This is a genomic window from Xanthobacter autotrophicus ATCC 700552, assembly GCF_043194565.1.
In the GTDB taxonomy this organism is placed as follows: Bacteria; Pseudomonadota; Alphaproteobacteria; order Rhizobiales; family Xanthobacteraceae; genus Xanthobacter; species Xanthobacter autotrophicus_F.
The window spans coordinates 87,556-106,842 of sequence record NZ_JBAFVS010000005.1 but is presented as its reverse complement, the minus strand read 5'-3'; the positions used below and the strand labels follow the sequence as shown (position 1 = coordinate 106,842).

Below are 19,287 nucleotides of genomic sequence, written 5' to 3'. Positions count from 1 at the left end.
CCCTTCGGGGCGCCGGGGGGCATGCGCGTGGGCTATTTCAGCAATTCCGTCAATATCTTCCTTGCCGTCTTCGCCGCCCTCTTCCCCATCGTGAACCCGCTCGGCGGGGCGCCCATCTTCCTCAATTTCGTGCGCGGCTGTACCCCGCAGACGCGGGAGCTGCTGGCGCGCAGCGTCGCCGTCTACGGCTTCCTGCTGCTGCTCGGCTCGCTGATCGTCGGCGCGCAGGTGTTGCTGTTCTTCGGCATCACCTTGCCGGTGCTGCGGGTGGCCGGCGGCGTGGTGGTGACCTCGGTGGGCTGGAACCTGCTGCACCAGGGCGACGAGCCGGCCAAGCGCGCCGACGGCACGCCGCTGGACGAGGCCCACGCCAAAGACCAGGCCTTCTATCCCCTCACCCTGCCGCTCACGGTGGGGCCCGGCTCCATCGCCACCACCATCGCGCTGGCCGCCAGCCACAAATCCACCTTCGAGACGGACCTGGCCATGTCCGTGTCGTCCCTGCTCGGGGCGGTGGCGGGGCTCATCGCGGTGGCGCTGACCGTCTATTTCGCCTTCCGGGAGGCGCCCACCATCGAGCGCGTGCTGGGCAAGAACGGCACCAACGTGCTGGTGCGGCTGTTCGCCTTCATCCTGTTCGCCATCGGCGTGCAGATCATCTGGCTCGGCGCGCGCGAACTGCTCGGTGAGATTCCGGGGCGCTGAGGCCTCCCGTCGAACAGGGCAGTCATACCGTCGCAGCTTTGCCGGCCTGCCCCGCCCCCTGCTAAAACACAGGGAATCCCCCGGCCTCAGGCAGGAGTTTCCCATGTCCCACCCCAATCACCCCGTTCGCCGCATCGCCGTGATCGGAGCCGGGACCATCGGCGCGAGCTGGGCCGCGCTGTTCCTGTCGCGCGGGCTCGAGGTGGTGGTGAGCGACCCCGCGCCCGGCGCTGCCGAAGCCACCCAACGCCTGATCTCCGCAGCCTGGCCCATCCTGATGGAACTGGGCGGCGAAGGCGCGATCGACCCCACCAACTGGCGCTTCGAGCCCGACCCGGTGGCGGCGGTGGCGGGCGTCGATTTCGTGCAGGAGAACGCGCCCGAGCGCTACGAGCTGAAGCAGAAGCTGTTTCCCGCCATCGACGCGGTGCTGCCGCCGGAGGTGGTGATCGCCTCCTCGTCCTCCGGCCTGCTGGTGAGCCGCATCGCCGAGGGCTGCCGCCATCCCGAGCGCTGCATCATCGGCCACCCGTTCAATCCGCCGCACCTGATTCCGCTGGTGGAGGTGGTGGGCGGCGAGAAGGCGAGCCGTGCCGCCATCGACACCGCCATGGCCTTTTACAAGGCCATGGGCAAGCGCCCCATCGAGATCCACAAGGAGGTGAAGGGCCATGTGGCCAACCGCCTGCAGGCGGCCCTGTGGCGCGAGGCCATCCATCTGGTGGAGCAGGGCGTGGTCTCGGTGGCGGACGTGGATGCGGCCGTTTCGGAAGGCCCCGGCCTGCGCTGGGCGCTCATGGGCCAGCACATGACCTTCCACCTGGGCGGCGGCGCAGGTGGCCTTGCCCATTTCATGCACCACCTTTTGCCGGCGGTGGAGACCTGGTGGGATGACTTCGGCGCGCCCGACATGACGCCGGAGCTTCAGGCCAGGCTGGTTGAAGGTGTGAAGGCGGAAGCCGCCGGCCGCTCCATCGCCGAGCTGGTGCAGCGGCGCGATACGCTTTTGACGCAGATCGTGGCGCTGAAGCACGCGCATGATGTGCTTGAGGAGAAGCAGGACCTGAACGCTCGGCTGGATGAAGCGCTGGAGGAGAGCTTCCCCGCCAGCGACCCGGTGGCGGTGCACCAGGTGGACTGAGGGGCAGACCCCCTCTCCCATTTCCGGAAGAGAGGGGGTCCGCGAGGTGAAGGCTCAGGCCAGCGCCTTCAGCGCGGCCTTGCCCGCGTAGCGGGCGCTGTCGCCCAGTTCCTGCTCGATGCGCAGCAGCTGGTTGTACTTGGCGGTGCGGTCCGAGCGGGCCAGCGAGCCGGTCTTGATCTGCCCGCAATTGGTGGCCACCGCGAGGTCGGCGATGGTCGCGTCCTCGGTCTCGCCCGAGCGGTGGGACATGACGGCGCGATAGCCGGCCTTGTGGGCCATTTCCACCGCGTCCAGCGTCTCGGTGAGGGAGCCGATCTGGTTCACCTTCACCAGGATGGCATTGCCCACGCCGTCCTTGATGCCGCGCGACAGGCGCTCCACGTTGGTCACGAACAGGTCGTCGCCCACCAGCTGGCACTTGGAGCCGACCGTGTCGGTGAGCATCTTCCAGCCCGCCCAGTCGTCCTCGGCCATGCCGTCCTCGATGGTGACGATGGGATAGCCCGCCACGAGGCCCGCGAGGTAAGCCACCTGCGCCTCGATATCGCGCACCTTGCCTTCGCCCTCGTAATTATACACGCCGTCCTTGAAGAACTCGGTGGAGGCGCAGTCGAGGCCGAGATAGACGTCCTCGCCCGGCTTGAAGCCGGCCTTCTCGATGGCCTTGATCACGAATTCCAGCGCCGCCTCGGCGGAGGCGAGATTGGGGGCGAAGCCGCCCTCGTCGCCCACATTGGTGTTGTGGCCGGCGTCCTTCAGGCCCTTCTTCAGGGTGTGGAAGATCTCCGCGCCCCAGCGCAGGCCCTCGGCGAAGGAAGGGGCGCCGGCGGGCAGGATCATGAATTCCTGGAAGTCGATGGGATTGTCCGCATGGGCGCCGCCATTGATGATGTTCATCATGGGCACCGGCAGCACGCGGGCGTTCACGCCGCCCACATAGCGGTAGAGCGGCAGGCCCTTGGATTCGGCCGCCGCCTTGGCCACCGCCAGGGACACGCCGAGGATGGCATTGGCGCCGAGGCGGCCCTTGTTGGGGGTGCCGTCGAGCGCGAGAAGGGCGGCGTCGATGTGGGCCTGGTCCTCGGCCTCATAGCCGCCGATGGCGTCGAAGATCTCGCCGTTCACCGCGTCCACCGCCATGCCGACGCCCTTGCCGAGATAGCGGCTGGTGTCGCCGTCGCGCAGTTCCACCGCCTCGTGGGCGCCCGTGGATGCGCCCGAGGGCACGGCAGCGCGCCCGAGGGCGCCGTCTTCCAGCACCACGTCCACTTCCACGGTGGGATTGCCGCGACTGTCCAGAATTTCGCGTCCGATGATGTCCACGATGGCGGTCATGAAGACTCCTTCCCTGCGTCGTGCCGTGCGGTGCAGCAAAGGGAGGCATCGCCATCGCCCCTGCCCGTCCGCACCCGGGATGCCCAAAGCCCCAGCCTTGCGGGCGTGCCGCTTCTAGCGCGATCTATTGCGCCTGCGAAGGGGGCGAAGGCGCACGCCGCCGCAAATCGGCCGGACGGCAGTTGAACAGTGCGGCCGGCGCGGGTAGAGCACCCGCTCTTGCGCCGCAGGATTGAGAGATATGACCGATCGCCCGCTCCAGCTCGGCGTCAGCGCCGCCCTGCCCGCCTCACCGGACGAGGCGGTGCTCGACCGCGTGCCGAACCCGCACCCGGACGTGGATTATGTGGCGCGCTTCACCTGCCCGGAATTCACCTCGCTGTGCCCGGTGACGGGCCAGCCGGATTTCGCCCACATGGTCATCGACTATGTGCCCGACCTTTTCCTGGTGGAATCCAAGTCGCTCAAGCTGTACCTCGGCAGCTTCCGCAACCATGGCGCGTTTCACGAGGATTGCACCGTGGCAGTGGGCAAGCGGCTGGTGGACCTGCTGAAGCCCCGCTTCCTGCGCATCGCCGGCTATTGGTATCCGCGCGGCGGCATTCCCATCGACGTGTTCTGGCAGACCGGAAAGCTGGCCGAGGGCGTGTGGTTGCCGGATACGGGGGTTGCGCCCTACCGCGGTCGCGGGTGAAGCTGTCCCGTCCGGAGCCGCCGACGCCAGATCATTTCCCCGTTTCACTGAATCGGGGAAATGCTCTAGATTATTGAGTTTACGCGTTTTCTTTACGCGAACCGGTATCCACTTCGCTCGAAAACGCTCTAGACGACACCAGAGCGGGACGGAGGGCACGGGTCATGCCGAAGCTCATTGTCACCAATGGAGATTCCGCCGCCGAGCAACTGCGCGCGGCGGGAATCAAGGGGCATATCCTGCCGTGGCAGGACATGCTCCACGACGGGCCGGTTCCGCCGGGCACCGGCCTTGAGGAGGTGTCGGACGTGCGCGCCGATTTCCTCTCCCAGGCGCTGGGCCTGCCGTTCGACGAGGTGCGGGCGGATTTCGCCCATCGCGACGCGCAGGTGGAGGTGCATATCGCCTACGCGCAAGTGGAGCTGTGGTTCGAGCACGACCTGTTCGACCAGCTCCAGCTGATCCAGCTCCTCGCCTATTTCGCCCACGAGCCCGAGCGCATGGGGCTGAGCCTGGTGCAGGCCTCCCACTATCTCGGCGTCATGGCGCCGGACGAGATGCGCGCCCTGGAGGCGCACCGTATGCCGGTGACCCATCTCCAGTTGGAAACCGCGCGCGAGGCCTGGGAGGCGTTCACCGCTCCCACCCCGCGGCCGCTCGCGGCCTTCCTCTCCCGGTCGCAGGTGTCCCGCGTCTACGAGGTGCTGCCCCATCTGGCGCCGGCGCTCCATCGGCTCATTGCCGAGCTTCCGGCGCCCCGAAGCGGGCTGTCGCTCACCGAGGAGCGGATCCTGCGGCATCTTCTGGATGGACCCATGAAGGTGGCCCGCCTCTATGCCGCCGTCCATTCCATGGACGAGGCGCAGTTTCTCGCCGACCTGCCCTTTTTCCTGCGGCTCGATGGTCTTGCCTTTGCCCATGAGCCGCTGATTTTCGGCCTGCCCTTCCGCTCCAGCGAGGCGGCGGGCATGCAATTTTCCCCGGGCGACGAAAGCGCGGCGGAACGCTCCTATCGCGCCTATGCCACGGCCGAGATCGCGCTCACGCCCACCGGGGCCGCGGCGCTGAAGGGCAGCTTCGACCACGCCTGCCAGAATGCGGTAGAGCGCTCCATCGGCGGCACCCATCTGAAGCCCGGCGCCATGTGGCGGTTCGACCGGACCGCCGGCACCCTCGTCATGCCGAACTAGGTTCGGAAACCGGCTTCGGCTTCGCCTCCATCTCGCCATGGGCCTTGAAGGCGGCGAACGCGAGCACGGTGAGGGGCGTGGCAAGCACCACGCCGAGGGCACCGAACGCATTGCCGAACGCCACCACCGCGAACAGCGTCACCGCCGGCGGCAGCGACACCATGCGCTGCTGCAGCAGCGGGGTGATCACATTGCTCTCCGACTGCTGGACGATGACGAAGACCAGCAGGGTCCACAGCCCCGTATCGACACCCAGCGTGAGGGCGATGAGCACCGCCGGCGCCGCCGCCACCACCGGGCCGATCATGGGCACGAACTCGGCGAGCCCGGCGAACAGGGCGAGCGCCAGCGCCGAGGGCACCCCCACGATGGTCAAGCCGATGAAGGTGAGCACGCCCACCACCACCATGGCGATGAGCTGGGCCTTCAGGAAGTGCCGCAGGTCCTCGGAGACGGCGGCGAGCCGCCGCGCCACCGCCGGCCGGTCCGGCGCGGCCCACAGCGACAGGAACATGCGCCGGTAAAGGTCCGGCGAGGCGGCGAAGTAGATGCCGCCGACGATCACCAGGAAGCTGCCCAGCAGCACCTGGAACACGTTGCTGGTGAGGCCCTGCACCGCCGAGATCACCGTCTCGCCGGAGGGTGCCGATGCCTCGGCCCGGCGCAGCAGGTCGTCGCTCATGCCTTCCAGATGGAATCGCTTCTCGAAGGCGCTCCAGGCGGCGGGCAGCTCGTTGAACAGCTCGGCCACCTGAACCTGAATGGTGGAGCCGAACAGATAGAGGGTGAGCCCGATGCCGCCGAACACCAGCAGAGCCACCGGGAACACCGCATAGCGCTCGGGAAAGCGGGTGAGGCGCGCGAACGGCTCCGCCAGCGCATGCAGCGCCAGGGACACCAGCATGGCCGCGAACACCTGCAGGATCACATCGACGATCTTGAAGGAGAAATAGGCGAGCGCCAGGACGATGCAGGCAACGGCGACGCGCCGCGCCACGAGCCAGTCGGAAGCCATGTTGTCTCTCTCGCGGGGTAAAGCGCCGTGCCGCCTGTATAGCCCGAATGCACGGCCTCGCACATGGGCCGGTGAACGCCGGGGTCCGCCCCGGCGTTGCTACGCCGCCTCCACTGAAACCACCCCCGGAATGGCCTTGATGGCCCCGGCGATCTGCGGCGAGATGGGATATTTGCCGGGCAGGCTCACTTCCACCTCCGCCCGCGCATCCTCCACCAGCAGGATGAGGCTGACCTCGCCGGATCCCGCATCGCCGGCCTTGCCGTCAGCCAGGCGGCGGGCGATGCCCTCGATGGGCTCGGGGGAGCGCAGGAAGATGCGCAACCCCTTCTGGTGGCGGGTGGTCACGGGATCGAGCTTCTCGCAGGAATTGATGCGCACGCGCACATCCTCGCCGTTGAGTTCGGCGGCCACCATCATCAGCAGCGGCGTGCCCGGCTCCAGCAGGTCGCGATAGTGGGCGAGGCCCTCGGAGAAGATCACCGCCTCGTAATGGCCCGAGGGGTCGGACAGGCCGACGATGCCCATGCGGGTGCCGGACTTGGTGCGCCGCTCCTGCTTGGACACCACGGTTGCCGCGAGCCGTCCTGCCGCGGCACCCGAGCGCACCGCCCGGGAAAAATCGGCGAAGGACTGCACCCGCATCCTCTTCAGCGCATCGGCGTAATCATCCAGCGGATGGCCGGTGAGGAAGAAGCCGATGGAATCGTATTCCCGCTGCAGCCGCTCCGAGGGCAGCCACGGCGCCACCTCCGGAATCGGCAGGGACGCCGCCGAGGGACCGGAGCCGAACATGTCGTTCTGCCCCGACTGGGCGTTCGCCTCCACGCGCTGGGCCTCGGCCACGATGGATTCGATGGCGGCGAAGGCGCGGGCGCGGTTCTTCTCCAGGCAGTCGAAGCAGCCGGCGGCCATCAGGCTTTCCAGCGTGCGCTTGTTCACCACCTTCACCGGCAGGCGGGAGGCGAAATCGGCGAAGCTCTTGAAAGCCTTCTCGCCGCGCGCGGCCACCAGCGCATCCACCGCCGCCCCGCCCACGCCCTTGATGGCGGCCATGGCGTAGATGATCCTGCCGTCCTTCACCGCGAACTCGCGGGCGGACAGGTTGATGTTGGGCGGCACCACCTCGATGCCGAGGCGCTGGGCCTCCTGGCGGAATTCCGCGAGCTTGTCCGTGTTGCCCATGTCGAGGGTCATGGAGGCGGCAAGGAATTCGGTGGGATAATTCGCCTTCAGCCATGCCGTCTGGTAGGCGACGATGGCATAGGCGGCGGCGTGGGACTTGTTGAAGCCGTAGTCGGCGAACTTGGCCAAAAGGTCGAAGATGGTGTCCGCCTGCGCCTTCTCGATGCCGCGCCCGGCGGAGCCGGACACGAAGCGCTCGCGCTGCTTCTCCATCTCGGCGCGGATCTTCTTGCCCATGGCCCGGCGCAGCAGATCGGCCTCGCCCAGCGAATAGCCCGCCATGGCCTGGGCGATCTGCATCACCTGTTCCTGGTAGATGATGACGCCGAACGTCTCCTTCAGGTACGGCTCCAGCATGGGGTGGAGATAGTCCGGCCTGGCCTTGCCGTTCTTGCAGTCGCAATAGACCGGGATATTGGCCATGGGCCCCGGCCGGTAGAGCGCGACGAGGGCGATGATGTCCTCGATCCGGTCGGCCTTCATGTCCACCAGCGCCCGGCGCATGCCCGCGCTTTCCACCTGGAACACGCCCACCGTCTCGCCCTTGCCCAGCATGGCGTAGGTCCTGGGGTCGTCCAGCGGGATCTTGGAGATGTCCAGCTCGATGCCGCGCTGGTGGATCAGCTTCACCGCCTTGTCGATGGTGGTCAGCGTCTTCAGGCCGAGGAAGTCGAACTTCACGAGGCCGGCCTGCTCCACCCACTTCATATTGTACTGGGTGACCGGCATGTCGGACTTGGGATCGCGATAGAGCGGCACCAGCTCGTGCAGCTTGCGGTCGCCGATCACGATGCCCGCCGCATGGGTGGAGGCGTGGCGATTGAGGCCTTCGAGGCGCACCGCAATATCGAAGGCGCGCTTGACCACCTCTTCCTGGTCGCGGGAGGCCTGAAGGCGCGGCTCGTCCTCGATGGCCTGCTTCAGCGTGACCGGATTGGCGGGGTTCTGCGGCACCAGCTTGCACAGCTTGTCCACCTGCCCGTAGGGCATCTCCAGCACGCGGCCCACGTCGCGCAGCACGCCGCGCGCCTGGAGGGTACCGAAGGTGATGATCTGCGCCACCTGGGCGCGGCCGTAGCGCTCCTGCACATAATGGATCACCTCGTCGCGGCGCTCCTGGCAGAAGTCCACGTCGAAGTCGGGCATGGACACGCGGTCCGGGTTCAGGAACCGCTCGAACAGCAGGCCGAACCGGATCGGGTCGAGGTCGGTGATCTGCAGCGAATAGGCCACCAGCGATCCGGCGCCCGATCCGCGCCCCGGCCCCACCGGAATGTCGTGGGCCTTGGCCCACTTGATGAAGTCCGACACGATGAGGAAGTAGCCGGGGAACTTCATCTTGGTGATGACGGACAATTCGTAGGCGAGGCGCTCCTCATAGGTGGCGATGTCCAGCCCCGGCGCCGGCCCGTGCTTGTCGAGGCGCTGGGCAAGGCCCTCCCTGGCCTGCCGCTCCAGCTCGGCGGCCTCCTCGGCCAGCGGGTCGCCGTCCCCGGAGCCTGAGGTGAAGCGCGGCAGGATGGGCTTCACCGTGCGCACCCGATGGGCGCAGCGCTGGGCGATCTCCACCGTATTGGCCGTGGCCTCGGGCAGGTCGGCGAAAAGGGCCAGCATTTCCGCACGGGTCTTGAAGCGGTGCTCGGGGGTCAGCCGGCGCCGGTCGCCTTCCGACAGCAACCGGCCCTCGGCGATGCACAGCAGCCCATCATGGGCCTCATAGTCGGTCTTGCTGGCGAAGAAGGGCTCGTTGGACGCCACCAGCGGAACGCCCTTGGCGTAGGCGAGTTCGAGCAGGCCGGCTTCGGCGAAGCGCTCGGCGTCGGTGTCGTGGCGCTGCACCTCCACATAGAGCCGGTCGCCGAACAGGGAGGCCAGCAGATCGAGCCGCTCCGCCGCCAGCTCCGGATGGCCGGACACCAGCGCCTTGTCGAGGGGGCCGGCCGGCCCGCCGGTGAGGGCGATGAGGCCGTCATGGGCCTCGGCGAGCCAGTCCATCAGGATGCGCGGCTCGTCCTCGCTGGCGGTTTCGAGGAAGGAGCGCGAGACCAGGCGCATCAGGTTGCGCCAGCCCGGCTCCGACTGAGCCAGCAGCACGATCCGCGGCCGCTTCGGCCGGATCGCCCCGCGCGGACCGGGCGGCTCCGGCAGGTCCAAGGCGAGGGACACCCCGGCGATGGGCTGGATGCCCGCGCCCGACATCTTCTCGGAAAACTCCAGCGCCCCGAAGAGGTTGCCCGTATCGGTGAGGGCGATGGCCGGCTGCGCGTCCGCCTTCACCAGGTCGGCCAGCTTGCCGATGGAAAGCGCCCCCTCCAGCAGAGAATAGGAGGAATGGACGTGAAGATGGATGAAGCCGGGTGAGGACATGGACCAAGACGGTGCGAGGATGAGTCGATTGCCGGTGATCTTAGAGCGCGATCCGATCAGATTGAATCAATCTGATCGGTGAATCCGTCCCGAAGTTTTTAGAGCGGAGGGGCGATCAAGGTCACTGTGGGAAAATAGCTTGCGTAGCGGCCGCGATCGCGGGTCAGGAGCGGGCGACGGGCGACGGCGGCATGGGCGCCGATGAGGAAATCCGGCAGCACGCCCGTGCGGGCGCCGCCCGCCTTGCGGTATCGGCCGAAGACCTTGCCCGCCAGAAACAGCGCCGCGCGCGGGGTCTCGACGAGGGTGATGCCGGCCATCGCAAAAAACTCGTCCACCGCCTCGACACGGGCATAGCGCACGGACAGTTCGGCATAGACCATGGGATCGGCGAGGAGCGGACCTTCCAGCGCCGCCGCTTCAAGATGGTCTTCCGACCACGCCGCCCAGACCGGATCATCCGTCACCAGATCGAGCAGCACGTTGGTATCCACGAAGGTCATCGCCGCCGGCTCATCCCTCGCCGCGGGTGAGCGCCATGATGGCGTCGGTGCTGAGGCCTTCCCCCGCATGGCCGCGCAATTTCGCGAACCGGCCGTGATGCGTGCTCTCCCCGACCTTGGTGAAGATGACGCGGTCACCCTCCAGGCGGAACTCCACCGCGCTGCCCGGCGTGATGCCGAGCAGATCGCGCACCCTTTTGGGAACGGTCACCTGTCCCTTGCGTGTCACCGTGCTGGCCATTTGGTAATACCTCGCACACTATGCGCATTACCTACCATAGGGACCTCGCGCCCGCGAGTGTTGCGCCTTTGCCCTCCGGTCTTTCCACCTCCTGGCTGCTCTGGGCCCTACTATCGGCGGCCTTCGCGGCGCTCACCGCCATCTTCGCCAAGGTGGGGGTGGCGAACATCCATTCCGATCTCGCCACGCTGCTGCGCACCATCATCATCCTCGCCCTGGTGGCGACCATGGTTTGGGCCGGCGGCGCGTGGCAGCCGCCCGCAGAGATCCCGACGCGGACGTGGATATTCCTCACCCTGTCGGGCGTTGCCACCGGGGCGTCGTGGCTGTGCTATTTCCGCGCGCTGAAGCTCGGCGACGCGGCGCGGGTGGCGCCGGTGGACAAGCTGAGCGTGGTGCTGGTCGCCATCTTCGGCATCGTGTTCCTGGGTGAGCGCCTGAGCGCGCTGGCGACCCTCGGCGTCGTCCTCATCGCCGCCGGGGCGGCGCTGGTGGCGCTGGGATAGTGCCCCGGAGCCGTCGGCTCAGAAGTGGCTGAAGCTGCCGGCACCGAGGTCGAGGGCCTGGCCGCCGGCGTCGGTCACCTCGCAGCCCACGGCCTCCCGCGTCTCGCCGATCAGCGTCACCGGCACGCCCACCCGCGCGGCCTCGGCGGTGAAGGCGTGAACCAGCGCATGGGGCACGCAGGCCACCACCTCGTAATCATCCCCGCCGGTGATCGCGGTGGCGAACAGGCCGCCGTCCGCCGCGATAACCGCCGCGGCGGCGGCCGACACCGGCACGCGCCGCGCCTCGATGCGCCCGCCGCAGCCGGAGGCGGCGAGCATCTTCGCCACGTCGCCCGCGAGCCCGTCGGATACGTCCATGGCGGCCTTGGCGTAGCGGCGCAGCACCGGCGCCATGGCGAGCCGGGGCTGGGGATGCAGATAGCGGTCAAGGAGATGGCCGCGCTGCTCGTCGCTCAGGCCGGCGAAGGCTGCGCCCGCATGATCCTGCCGTAGCCGCAGGCCGAGCGCCGCGTCACCGATGGTGCCGGTGACGAGGATGGCCTGGCCGGGCTTTGCCCCCGTGCGCGGCACGAAGGCGCCCCGGGGCACCGACCCCAGCGCCGTCAATGTGATGGTGACCGGGCCGGGGGTGGAGACCGTGTCGCCGCCGAGGATGGGGCACAGGTAGCGCTCCGCATCCTCGCCCAGCGCGGCGGCGAAGGCTTCCATCCAGGCGTCGGGCGTGCCCTTGGGCAGGGCCAGCGCCAGCAGCGCGCCGAGCGGGTCGGCGCCCTTGGCCGCGAGGTCGGAGAGGTTCACTCGCAACGCCTTGCGGGCGATGGAGGCGGGCGGATCGTCGGCAAAGAAATGCACCCCCGCCACCACCGCGTCCTTGGTGAGCACCAGATCGCAGCCCTCGGGCGGGGTCAGCAGGGCGGCATCGTCGCGGAGGCCGAGGGCGGCGGACGAGCCGGCGATGGGGCGCAGGAAGCGCGCGATGAAGCGATCCTCGCCCGTCTCCCCTGCCCCGTCGCTGCCGCCCGCCATCTCAGCTGCCCTTGAACTCGTCGGGGCGCAGGTCGTGGGCCAGCGTGTCCAGCACGGCATTGACCATGCCGGTCTCGTCGCGATCGAGGAAGGCGGCGGCCACGTTCACATATTCGGTGATGACCACGCGGGCGGGCACGTCCGGCTTCGCCGAGAGCTCGAAGGCGCCGGCGCGCAGCACCGCGCGCAGCACGGCTTCCACGCGCTTCAGCGGCCAGCCCTTGGTGAGGGCATTGTCCACCATGGGGTCGATGCGGCGCTGGTCGTTCAGCACCCCTTCCACCACGGTGCGGAACAGGCGCACGTCGGCCTCGGGAAACTCCACGCCCTCCACCTCCTGGCCGAGCCAGTGGCTTTCGAATTCGGCGAGAATGTCGTTCAAGGGGGTCTGGGCGAGGTCCATCTGGTAGAGCGCCTGCACCGCGCCGAGGCGGGCCGCGCTCTTCTTCATGGGCTTGTTCACGGGCCCGGCCGGGGTGCCCTGGGGAGCGGTCACGTCCTTCATGCTTCCAGCCGCCGTCGCAGGCGCAGCAAAGTGAGCGCCGCTTCCGCCGCGCCGCCGCCCTTGTTGCCTTCGGAGACGCGGGCGCGCTCCCAGGCCTGCGCCTCGGTGTCCACGGTGAGGATGCCGTTGCCCACGGGCAGCGCGTGCGCCATGCCCAGATCCATGAGGCCGCGGGCGGATTCCCCGGCCACGATCTCGAAATGATAGGTCTCGCCGCGGATCACCACGCCGAGGCCAACCACCGCGTCCACCGCATTGCCGGTGACCTCGGCGGCTTCCAGCGCGATCTCGGCGGCGATGGGAACCTCCAGCGCGCCGGGCACGGTGATCACCTCCACCTCGACGCCGGCCGCCTCCAGCACGGCGCGGGCGCCGGCCAACAGTTCGTCGGCGAGCGCATCGTAATAGCGGCCTTCGACGATGAGCACCCGGGCGCCTTCAAGCGGGCCCCCGTTGAGCGAGGCGGCGCCCGCGCCTTCCTTGCGCGTCGTGACCATGGGATGTCTCTCCAGAACCGTTTGGCGCCGCGCGGCGCCGGAATTGGTCGCGAGGCGTACTAGGCCCGGGGGAACTCCGCAAGCCGGGCGGCATAGCGGGCCATCAGGTCCACCTCGAAATTGACCGTGTCCCCCGCCTTCACGCCGCCCCAGGTGGTGACCGCCAGGGTGTGAGGAATGAGCAGGCAGGAGAAGGTGTTGCCCTCCACCGTATTGATCGTGAGGGAGGTGCCGTCGAGGGCCACCGACCCCTTCGCCGCGACAAAACGGGCAAGCTGTTCCGGCACCTCGAACACGAAGCGCGTGGTGGAGCCGAGGTCCTCGCGCGATACCACCTTGGCCGTGCAGTCCACATGGCCGGAGACCATGTGGCCGCCCAGCTCGTCGCCCATCTTCAGCGAGCGCTCCAGATTGATGCGCCGGCCCTGCGTCCAGCCGCCCACGGTGGTCACCGCCAGGGTCTCGGGCGCGGCATCCACGGTGAAGAGGGTGCCGCGCGGGCCGCCGGCCGTCACCGAGGTGACGGTGAGGCACACCCCCGCATGGGCGATGGAGGCGCCCACATCGATGCCCGCCGCCTCATAGGCAGTGGCGATGGTGAGGGTCTTGACCTCCCCCTTCGTCTCCACGGCGACGAGGTCGCCCATGTCGGTGACGATGCCGGTGAACATGTCAGCGTCTCCACAAGCGCACGAGGCGGTCGGCGCCCAGCTCGGCGCGCTCCACCTCGGCGAAGCCCACGGGGGCGAAAAGGCGGCCGAGCGGACGGCCGGCCAGAGCATCATAGGCATCCGGCCCCAGCAGCACCGGGCTGTGGAACACCGCCACCTCGTCCACCAGGCTCGCCTCCAGAAAGGCGGCGGCGGTGGTGGGGCCACCCTCCACCATCAGCCGGGTGATGCCGAGCAGGCCCAGCAGCTTGAGCACCGCCGGCAGGTGCAGCCGGCCCTCGATGCCGCCACGCGGCGCGCGCAATACCTCCACGCCCTTTTCCATGAGGGCGGCGGCGCGCTCGGCCGGGGCATCCTCCGCCGCGATGACCCAGACCGGGACATCGCAGGCGGTGCGCACCAGGGCGCTTTCAAGGGGAATATCGAGCCCGCTGTCGAGCACGAGGCGCACCGGGGAGCGGTCCTCATGGCCTTCCAGCCGGCAGGTGAGCATGGGGTCGTCCACCGTCACCGTGCCGAGGCCCACCAGGATGGCATCCGCATGGGCGCGCATGAGATGGGCCCGCGCCCGCGCCTCGGGTCCGGTGACCACCGCCGGCCGCGGCCCGGCGAGGGCGGCCTTGCCATCGGCGGAAACCGCCATCTTCAGCAGCACATGGGGCCGGCCATCGGTGACGCGGCGGATATGGCCGGCATGGTCGGCCAGCGCCTGCTCGGCGCCCACCCCCACGGTCACCCAGATGCCGGCGGCGCGCAGGCGGGCGACGCCGCGCCCCTTCACCCGGTGGTCCGGGTCCTCGATGGCGGCCACCACCCGGCGCACGCCGGCGGCGATCACTGCGCCGGCGCAGGGCGGGGTGCGACCGTGGTGGGAGCAGGGCTCCAGCGTCACGTAAAGCGTCGCGCCCCGGGCCGCCTCCCCCGCCTGGGCGAGGGCGATGGGCTCCGCATGGGGACGACCGGTGGGCGCAGTGGCGGCGGCGCCGACCATGTGCGGGCGGCCATCCACATGCTGAACCACCACGGCGCCCACGGAGGGGTTGGGCCAGGTGCGCCCGAGGCCGCCCTGGCCCACCTTCAGCGCCTCGGCCATGAACAGCTCGTCTTCCTCCGGAGAGGTGACGGGATGGGCGGACAAAGGGGAAACGCTCATTCGGCGCTCCGGGGCGGGGTCTTGGCGGCCTTGGGCTTGTCCTTGGGGCCTTCGGGCTCGGCTTTCACCTCGCCGTCCTGGGAAAGTTCGGCCAAAGCGTTCTCGAAATCCTTGGCCTCGCGGAAATTGCGGTAGACCGAGGCGAAGCGCACATAGGCCACGTCGTCGAGCTGCTTGAGGCCTTCCATCACCATCTCGCCGATGGTCTCGGAGGTGATGTCGCTGTCGCCCATGCTCTCCAGCTGGCGCACGATGCCGGACAGCATGCGCTCCACCCGCTCGCCATCCACCGGACGCTTGCGCAGGGCCACGTCCACCGAGCGGGCGAGCTTGTCGCGGTCGAACGGCACCCGCCGGCCGGAGCGCTTTAGCACCATCAGCTCGCGCAGTTGCACGCGCTCGAAGGTGGTGAAGCGGCCGCCGCAATCGGGGCAGATGCGGCGGCGGCGGATGGCGGTGTTGTCTTCCGTCGGCCGGGAATCGCGCACCTGCGTATCCAGACCGCCGCAATAGGGACAGCGCATGCTTCACCCTCTCCGGCGCTCAGGCATCTTCGCGCGGGGACACCGGTCCACGAGACGAAGACGCGCTGGCACTTGCCCCTCCTGGGACTTGCCCCTCAGGGATAGATGGGGAAACGGGCGAGCAGGCCCGAGACCTTCTCGCGCACCGTGGCTTCCACCAGCGAATCCTCGTCCACGCCCTTCTGGGAGAGCACGTCGAGCACCTCGGCGATGAAATCACCCACCTGCTGGAACTCGGCCACCCCGAAGCCGCGCGTGGTGCAGGCCGGCGTGCCGAGGCGGATGCCGGAGGTCACGAACGGCTTCTCGGGGTCGAACGGGATGCCATTCTTGTTGGTGGTGATGTGCGCGCGGCCGAGCGCGCCTTCCGAGGTCTTGCCGGTGAGGCGCTTGGGGCGCAGGTCCACCAGCATCAGGTGGGTGTCGGTGCCGCCGGAGACGATGTTGAAGCCGTGGCCCTTCAGGGTCTCGGCCAGCGCCTTGGCATTCTCCACCACGTTCTTCGCATAGAGCTTGAACTCGGGGCGCAGCGCCTCGCCGAAGGCCACCGCCTTGGCGGCGATGACATGCATCAGCGGCCCGCCCTGGATGCCGGGGAAGATGGCCGAGTTGATCTTCTTGGCCAGGTCCTCGTCATTGGTGAGGATCATGCCGCCGCGCGGCCCGCGCAGGGTCTTGTGGGTGGTGGTGGTCACCACATGGGCGTGGGGGAAGGGGCTGGGATGCGCTCCGCCGGCCACGAGGCCCGCAAAATGCGCCATGTCCACCATGAGCTTGGCGCCCACGCTGTCGGCAATGGCCCGCATCTTCAGGAAATCGATGATGCGCGGATAGGCCGAGCCGCCGGCGACGATGAGCTTGGGCTTGTGCTCGTCGGCGAGCTTCGCCACCTCGTCATAGTCGATGCGCTGGTCGTCCTCGCGCACCGTGTAGGGCACGGGCTTGAACCACTTGCCGGACATGTTGACGGGCGAGCCGTGGGTCAGGTGACCGCCGGCCGCGAGGTTGAGGCCGAGAAAGGTATCGCCCGGCTGCAGCAGGGCGAAGAACACGCCTTGGTTGGCCTGGCTGCCGGAATTGGGCTGCACGTTGGCGAAGCCGCAGCCGAATAGCTTCTTGGCACGCTCGATGGCGAGGTTTTCCGCCACGTCCACATACTGGCAGCCGCCGTAGTAGCGCTTGCCCGGGTAGCCCTCGGCATATTTGTTGGTGAGCACGGAGCCCTGGGCCTCGAGCACGGCGCGCGAGACGATGTTCTCGGACGCGATCAGCTCGATTTCGTCACGCTGGCGACCCAGCTCCGCCGTCACCGCGCCGGCGATCTCGGGATCGCTCTCGGCGAGAGGGGCAGTGAAGAAGCGGTTCATGTCCTCCGAAATGGAGGAGCGGTTCGCGTCCTGCGAGGCCATGGCAGGTCTCCGGTAATGTCGGGGCACCCCGGCGGGACGCCGGTTCCAGCGGCCCTCAGGAGCGGACCCTGCGCTTAACACAGGGTCGAGCTGGAGTCCAAAGCCTGGGCATGCGGCAGCAGCGCCGCAGCCCTGCGCCGGCTACAGGTCGAACCGGCGCGGGCGGCGCGTCCCTCACCGCGAGGTGAAGTTGATCGCCACCGAGAAGGTCAGGGGCCTGCCATCCGGCGGCGCCGGAAACGGCGAGGCGCGGTGCGCCATGGCCACCGCCTCGCGGTCCAGCACCTCGTTGCCCGAGCCGCTGACCAGCCGCGCGCCCGTCACCGACCCCGACGCACTGAGCGAGATGGACACGCCGGGCCGGCCCGTCAGGCTGCCCTGCGGACGCTTGTAGCGGTTGAGGTGGGCGAAGGCGCGCGAACGCCAGTCCGCCACCGCCGCCGAACGCACCGCGGCGGCACCCGGCGAGGGCGCGGCGGTGGCCTGCGCCGCCGGCGCATCCGAGCGCGGCGCGGCGGTAGTGACCGGAGCCGAGGGCCGCCGCGTCGGCTTGGCGTCCTTCTTCGGCTTCTCCACCTTCTGCTTCGGTGGCTGCTTCACCTCTTCCTTTTTCGGCTCCGGCTTGGGCAGCACCACCTCGGCCTGCTCCTTGGAGGGCTCGACCTCCGGCAGCTTTTCCACCACCTCGTTCACCACCGGCTCAGGCGGCGGCGCGGTCTCGGCCGGGATGTCCGGCGCATCGGGGACGGATTCGGGCGCCTGGACCATCTGCGGTCCCGGCGCTGCATCCTCGACCTGCTGCTGCTCGCTCACTGCGAGCGGGGCCAGCTCGATCATGATCGCGGCCGGCGGGGCCGATTCGCCCGCCTCCACCTTGCGCCAGAACAGGGCCGCATAGACCGCCACGGCATGCACCGTGATAATGAACAAGGCGCCGGCGGCGAGGCGCAGCACGCTGTCACGCACGTGGGTGCGGTCGAAATCGTGCCAGTGATGCACCGTGCTCACGGGCGCGCTCCCGGAGCAGGGGCCGTGGCCGGAGCCGGAGCCGGGACAGATCCCGCCGCCGGGGGCACGGGCGCGGCCTCCCCTTCCAGGCCCACCAGCGCCACCTTGAGGTAGCCGGCCGAGCGCAGAAGGTTCATCACCTCCATCACGTCGCCGAAGGGCACCGCCTTGTCGGCGCGCACGAACACCCGCTGCTGGCGATCGCCGGAGGTCTTGCCGTCGAGCGCCTGGGCCAGCGCCGTTCGCGCCAGGGCATCATCCCCCAGCGCCAGGGACAGGTCTTTCTTGACGGTGAGGAACAGGGGCTTGTCCGGCCGCGGCTGGGGCTGGGCGTTGGAGGCCGGCAGATCCACCTTCACGTCCACCGTGGCGAGCGGCGCTGCCACCATGAAGATGATGAGCAGCACCAGCATCACGTCAATGAAGGGCGTGACATTGATTTCGTGGTTCTCGGCAAGGTCTTCCCCGCCGCTTTCGTCGAGCTTCGCGGCCATGGCGGATCACTCCGCAGCGGCGTGAAGGCGGCGGGGCTCGACACCGCTGGCCGCCCGGTCGAGATCGCGGGACAGATGGCGCATGACCTCGGCCGAGGTGTCGGCGAGGTGGGCCTTCTGGGCGGTGATGGCGCGGGCGAACAGATTGTAGATCACCACGGCCGGGATGGCCGCGACCAGACCGATGGCGGTGGCGAGCAGCGCTTCGGCGATGCCCGGCGCCACCACGGCGAGATTGGTGGTCTGGGACTTCGAGATGCCGATGAAGGCATTCATGATGCCCCACACGGTGCCGAACAGGCCCACGAACGGGGCGGTGGCGCCGATGGTGGCCAGCACGCCGGTACCGGCCGACAGGCGACGGCCGGCCCGCGCCTCGATCCGGTTCAAGGCGACGGCAACGCGCTCCTTGATGCCCTCCACCGGCAGCCCCTCGGAGACCTTCCATTCGGCCAGCGCGGCCCTGACGGTGGCGGGCGCGGCCCCCCGGTCCTTCGGCATGGCCGAAGCTGCATCGACAAGGGTCGGCGCCCCCTTCAGCGCATTGAGGGTGCGCGTGACCGCGCGGCGCGCGAAAACCAGTTCAAGCGACTTGGCGAACCACACCGTCCAGGTCACGAGGGAGGCGAAGGCGAGCCCCACCATCACCACCTTCACCACCAGGTCGGCGGCCATGAACATGCCCCAGGGGGACAAGTCATGTGGCAGCCGCGCGTCGATGGACGGGCTCTCGTGGGCGGGCGGATGCTCCGCCGCAGGCTCGACCGGAGCGGCGACCGCAACCGGAGCCGGCACATCCACGGGCGCAGGGGGAGCAGCCGAGGTCGGCGAAGCTGAAACGGGCGCAGCGGCGGGCAGTGGCGCGGCGGGCAGTGGCGCGGCGGGCAGTGGCTCGACAGGCGCGGTCGGCTGGGCGAGGGATGCGCCCGTCACAAGCATGAAAGCCAGGAAAAACAAAGCAGCGCCAGCAGGCACCTGGAACAAGGCACGCCAAAACGGCATGCGCAATATCGACCGAACAGGCATCGCGCGTCACCAATCAAATTTGCAAGACTTGCTGGCGATCCCTGGCAACGGGGTTGGCTGGCTGCCTCCTTTATAAGCCCATTCGG

20 protein-coding genes are annotated in these 19,287 nt (G+C 68.8%); 5 read left to right on the top strand and 15 right to left on the bottom strand.

Features of this window, described 5'->3' with window-relative positions; genetic code table 11:
* The first annotated feature begins 21 nt into the window (after window positions 1-21).
* Together V5F48_RS07170 and V5F48_RS07165 are read left to right on the top strand one after the other, a co-directional pair.
* On the top strand, window positions 22-705 hold the full coding sequence (locus tag V5F48_RS07170; protein ID WP_394108304.1) for a MarC family protein: 684 nt from the start codon (window positions 22-24) through the stop codon (window positions 703-705).
* Window positions 706-808: 103 nt separating this feature from the next.
* Window positions 809-1,846, top strand: a complete 1,038-nt coding sequence (locus V5F48_RS07165; RefSeq protein WP_394258144.1) for a 3-hydroxyacyl-CoA dehydrogenase NAD-binding domain-containing protein — start codon at window positions 809-811, stop codon at window positions 1,844-1,846.
* Between the two features lie 54 nt (window positions 1,847-1,900).
* On the opposite strand, the gene eno is transcribed toward V5F48_RS07165, so the two are convergent.
* Window positions 1,901-3,184, bottom strand: coding sequence for a phosphopyruvate hydratase (gene eno, locus V5F48_RS07160; RefSeq protein WP_394108302.1), 1,284 nt, complete (start codon window positions 3,182-3,184; stop codon window positions 1,901-1,903).
* 241 nt (window positions 3,185-3,425) lie between these two features.
* Here eno and queF point away from each other — a divergent pair, with 241 nt between their 5' ends.
* Both queF and V5F48_RS07150 read left to right on the top strand, forming a co-directional pair.
* Window positions 3,426-3,878 (top strand): preQ(1) synthase, encoded by a 453-nt coding sequence (gene queF, locus V5F48_RS07155; RefSeq protein WP_394258143.1) that lies wholly within the window; start codon window positions 3,426-3,428, stop codon window positions 3,876-3,878.
* A 164-nt stretch (window positions 3,879-4,042) separates the two neighbouring features.
* Complete coding sequence (locus tag V5F48_RS07150; protein WP_394258142.1) at window positions 4,043-5,068, top strand: hypothetical protein; 1,026 nt, start codon at window positions 4,043-4,045, stop codon at window positions 5,066-5,068.
* On the opposite strand, the gene V5F48_RS07145 is transcribed toward V5F48_RS07150, so the two are convergent.
* From V5F48_RS07145 to V5F48_RS07130, 4 genes are all read right to left on the bottom strand, one after another.
* Window positions 5,055-6,083 (bottom strand): AI-2E family transporter, encoded by a 1,029-nt coding sequence (locus tag V5F48_RS07145; protein ID WP_394258141.1) that lies wholly within the window; start codon window positions 6,081-6,083, stop codon window positions 5,055-5,057. The two genes, V5F48_RS07150 and V5F48_RS07145, sit on opposite strands and share 14 nt — an antisense overlap.
* A gap of 99 nt (window positions 6,084-6,182) precedes the next feature.
* The gene (dnaE, locus tag V5F48_RS07140; RefSeq protein WP_394258140.1) at window positions 6,183-9,635 is read right to left on the bottom strand and encodes a DNA polymerase III subunit alpha; all 3,453 of its coding nucleotides are present in this window, start codon (window positions 9,633-9,635) and stop codon (window positions 6,183-6,185) included.
* 98 nt (window positions 9,636-9,733) lie between these two features.
* Complete coding sequence (locus V5F48_RS07135; protein ID WP_394258139.1) at window positions 9,734-10,138, bottom strand: type II toxin-antitoxin system VapC family toxin; 405 nt, start codon at window positions 10,136-10,138, stop codon at window positions 9,734-9,736.
* 10 nt (window positions 10,139-10,148) lie between these two features.
* The gene (locus tag V5F48_RS07130) at window positions 10,149-10,379 is read right to left on the bottom strand and encodes an AbrB/MazE/SpoVT family DNA-binding domain-containing protein (protein ID WP_282639237.1); all 231 of its coding nucleotides are present in this window, start codon (window positions 10,377-10,379) and stop codon (window positions 10,149-10,151) included.
* A 68-nt stretch (window positions 10,380-10,447) separates the two neighbouring features.
* Here V5F48_RS07130 and V5F48_RS07125 point away from each other — a divergent pair, with 68 nt between their 5' ends.
* Entirely contained in the window at window positions 10,448-10,885 is a 438-nt protein-coding gene (locus V5F48_RS07125; RefSeq protein WP_394258138.1) for an EamA family transporter, read from the top strand.
* An 18-nt stretch (window positions 10,886-10,903) separates the two neighbouring features.
* Here V5F48_RS07125 and thiL read toward each other — a convergent pair whose 3' ends face one another.
* The 10 genes from thiL to exbB all read right to left on the bottom strand — a co-directional run bounded on the left by thiL (window position 10,904) and on the right by exbB (window position 19,201).
* Window positions 10,904-11,914 carry a thiamine-phosphate kinase gene (gene thiL, locus V5F48_RS07120; RefSeq protein WP_394258137.1) on the bottom strand — a complete coding sequence of 337 codons (1,011 nt, stop codon included), beginning with the start codon at window positions 11,912-11,914 and terminating at the stop codon, window positions 10,904-10,906.
* 1 nt (window position 11,915) lies between these two features.
* Window positions 11,916-12,419: a transcription antitermination factor NusB gene (gene nusB, locus V5F48_RS07115; protein ID WP_394108294.1), complete on the bottom strand. Its 504-nt coding sequence runs from the start codon at window positions 12,417-12,419 to the stop codon at window positions 11,916-11,918.
* Window positions 12,416-12,916, bottom strand: a complete 501-nt coding sequence (ribH, locus tag V5F48_RS07110) for a 6,7-dimethyl-8-ribityllumazine synthase (RefSeq protein WP_394258136.1) — start codon at window positions 12,914-12,916, stop codon at window positions 12,416-12,418. The genes nusB and ribH overlap by 4 nt, the downstream gene beginning before the upstream one ends.
* Window positions 12,917-12,975: 59 nt before the next feature.
* Window positions 12,976-13,587 (bottom strand): riboflavin synthase, encoded by a 612-nt coding sequence (locus V5F48_RS07105; RefSeq protein WP_394258135.1) that lies wholly within the window; start codon window positions 13,585-13,587, stop codon window positions 12,976-12,978.
* Between the two features lies 1 nt (window position 13,588).
* Window positions 13,589-14,740: a bifunctional diaminohydroxyphosphoribosylaminopyrimidine deaminase/5-amino-6-(5-phosphoribosylamino)uracil reductase RibD gene (gene ribD, locus V5F48_RS07100; protein ID WP_394258134.1), complete on the bottom strand. Its 1,152-nt coding sequence runs from the start codon at window positions 14,738-14,740 to the stop codon at window positions 13,589-13,591.
* The gene (nrdR, locus tag V5F48_RS07095; RefSeq protein ID WP_394108290.1) at window positions 14,737-15,264 is read right to left on the bottom strand and encodes a transcriptional regulator NrdR; all 528 of its coding nucleotides are present in this window, start codon (window positions 15,262-15,264) and stop codon (window positions 14,737-14,739) included. The genes ribD and nrdR overlap by 4 nt, the downstream gene beginning before the upstream one ends.
* A 95-nt stretch (window positions 15,265-15,359) precedes the next feature.
* Window positions 15,360-16,673 (bottom strand): serine hydroxymethyltransferase, encoded by a 1,314-nt coding sequence (glyA, locus tag V5F48_RS07090; protein ID WP_394258133.1) that lies wholly within the window; start codon window positions 16,671-16,673, stop codon window positions 15,360-15,362.
* A 174-nt stretch (window positions 16,674-16,847) separates the two neighbouring features.
* Window positions 16,848-17,681, bottom strand: a complete 834-nt coding sequence (locus V5F48_RS07085; RefSeq protein ID WP_394258132.1) for a TonB family protein — start codon at window positions 17,679-17,681, stop codon at window positions 16,848-16,850.
* Window positions 17,678-18,175, bottom strand: coding sequence for a TonB system transport protein ExbD (gene exbD, locus V5F48_RS07080; protein ID WP_394258131.1), 498 nt, complete (start codon window positions 18,173-18,175; stop codon window positions 17,678-17,680). Before exbD ends, V5F48_RS07085 begins: the two co-directional genes overlap by 4 nt.
* Before the next feature lie 6 nt (window positions 18,176-18,181).
* Complete coding sequence (gene exbB, locus V5F48_RS07075) at window positions 18,182-19,201, bottom strand: tonB-system energizer ExbB (RefSeq protein WP_394258130.1); 1,020 nt, start codon at window positions 19,199-19,201, stop codon at window positions 18,182-18,184.
* Window positions 19,202-19,287: the final 86 nt, after the last annotated feature.

Coding starts and splice junctions, on each gene's coding strand:
- V5F48_RS07170 (WP_394108304.1), top strand. CDS start 22: ATGCGCGTGGGCTATTTCAGCAATTCCGTCAATATCTTCCTTGCCGTC.
- V5F48_RS07165 (WP_394258144.1), top strand. CDS start 809: ATGTCCCACCCCAATCACCCCGTTCGCCGCATCGCCGTGATCGGAGCC.
- eno (WP_394108302.1), bottom strand. CDS start 3,184: ATGACCGCCATCGTGGACATCATCGGACGCGAAATTCTGGACAGTCGC.
- queF (WP_394258143.1), top strand. CDS start 3,426: ATGACCGATCGCCCGCTCCAGCTCGGCGTCAGCGCCGCCCTGCCCGCC.
- V5F48_RS07150 (WP_394258142.1), top strand. CDS start 4,043: ATGCCGAAGCTCATTGTCACCAATGGAGATTCCGCCGCCGAGCAACTG.
- V5F48_RS07145 (WP_394258141.1), bottom strand. CDS start 6,083: ATGGCTTCCGACTGGCTCGTGGCGCGGCGCGTCGCCGTTGCCTGCATC.
- dnaE (WP_394258140.1), bottom strand. CDS start 9,635: ATGTCCTCACCCGGCTTCATCCATCTTCACGTCCATTCCTCCTATTCT.
- V5F48_RS07135 (WP_394258139.1), bottom strand. CDS start 10,138: ATGACCTTCGTGGATACCAACGTGCTGCTCGATCTGGTGACGGATGAT.
- V5F48_RS07130 (WP_282639237.1), bottom strand. CDS start 10,379: ATGGCCAGCACGGTGACACGCAAGGGACAGGTGACCGTTCCCAAAAGG.
- thiL (WP_394258137.1), bottom strand. CDS start 11,914: ATGGCGGGCGGCAGCGACGGGGCAGGGGAGACGGGCGAGGATCGCTTC.
- nusB (WP_394108294.1), bottom strand. CDS start 12,419: ATGAAGGACGTGACCGCTCCCCAGGGCACCCCGGCCGGGCCCGTGAAC.
- ribH (WP_394258136.1), bottom strand. CDS start 12,916: ATGGTCACGACGCGCAAGGAAGGCGCGGGCGCCGCCTCGCTCAACGGG.
- V5F48_RS07105 (WP_394258135.1), bottom strand. CDS start 13,587: ATGTTCACCGGCATCGTCACCGACATGGGCGACCTCGTCGCCGTGGAG.
- ribD (WP_394258134.1), bottom strand. CDS start 14,740: ATGAGCGTTTCCCCTTTGTCCGCCCATCCCGTCACCTCTCCGGAGGAA.
- nrdR (WP_394108290.1), bottom strand. CDS start 15,264: ATGCGCTGTCCCTATTGCGGCGGTCTGGATACGCAGGTGCGCGATTCC.
- glyA (WP_394258133.1), bottom strand. CDS start 16,673: ATGGCCTCGCAGGACGCGAACCGCTCCTCCATTTCGGAGGACATGAAC.
- exbD (WP_394258131.1), bottom strand. CDS start 18,175: ATGGCCGCGAAGCTCGACGAAAGCGGCGGGGAAGACCTTGCCGAGAAC.
- exbB (WP_394258130.1), bottom strand. CDS start 19,201: ATGCCTGTTCGGTCGATATTGCGCATGCCGTTTTGGCGTGCCTTGTTC.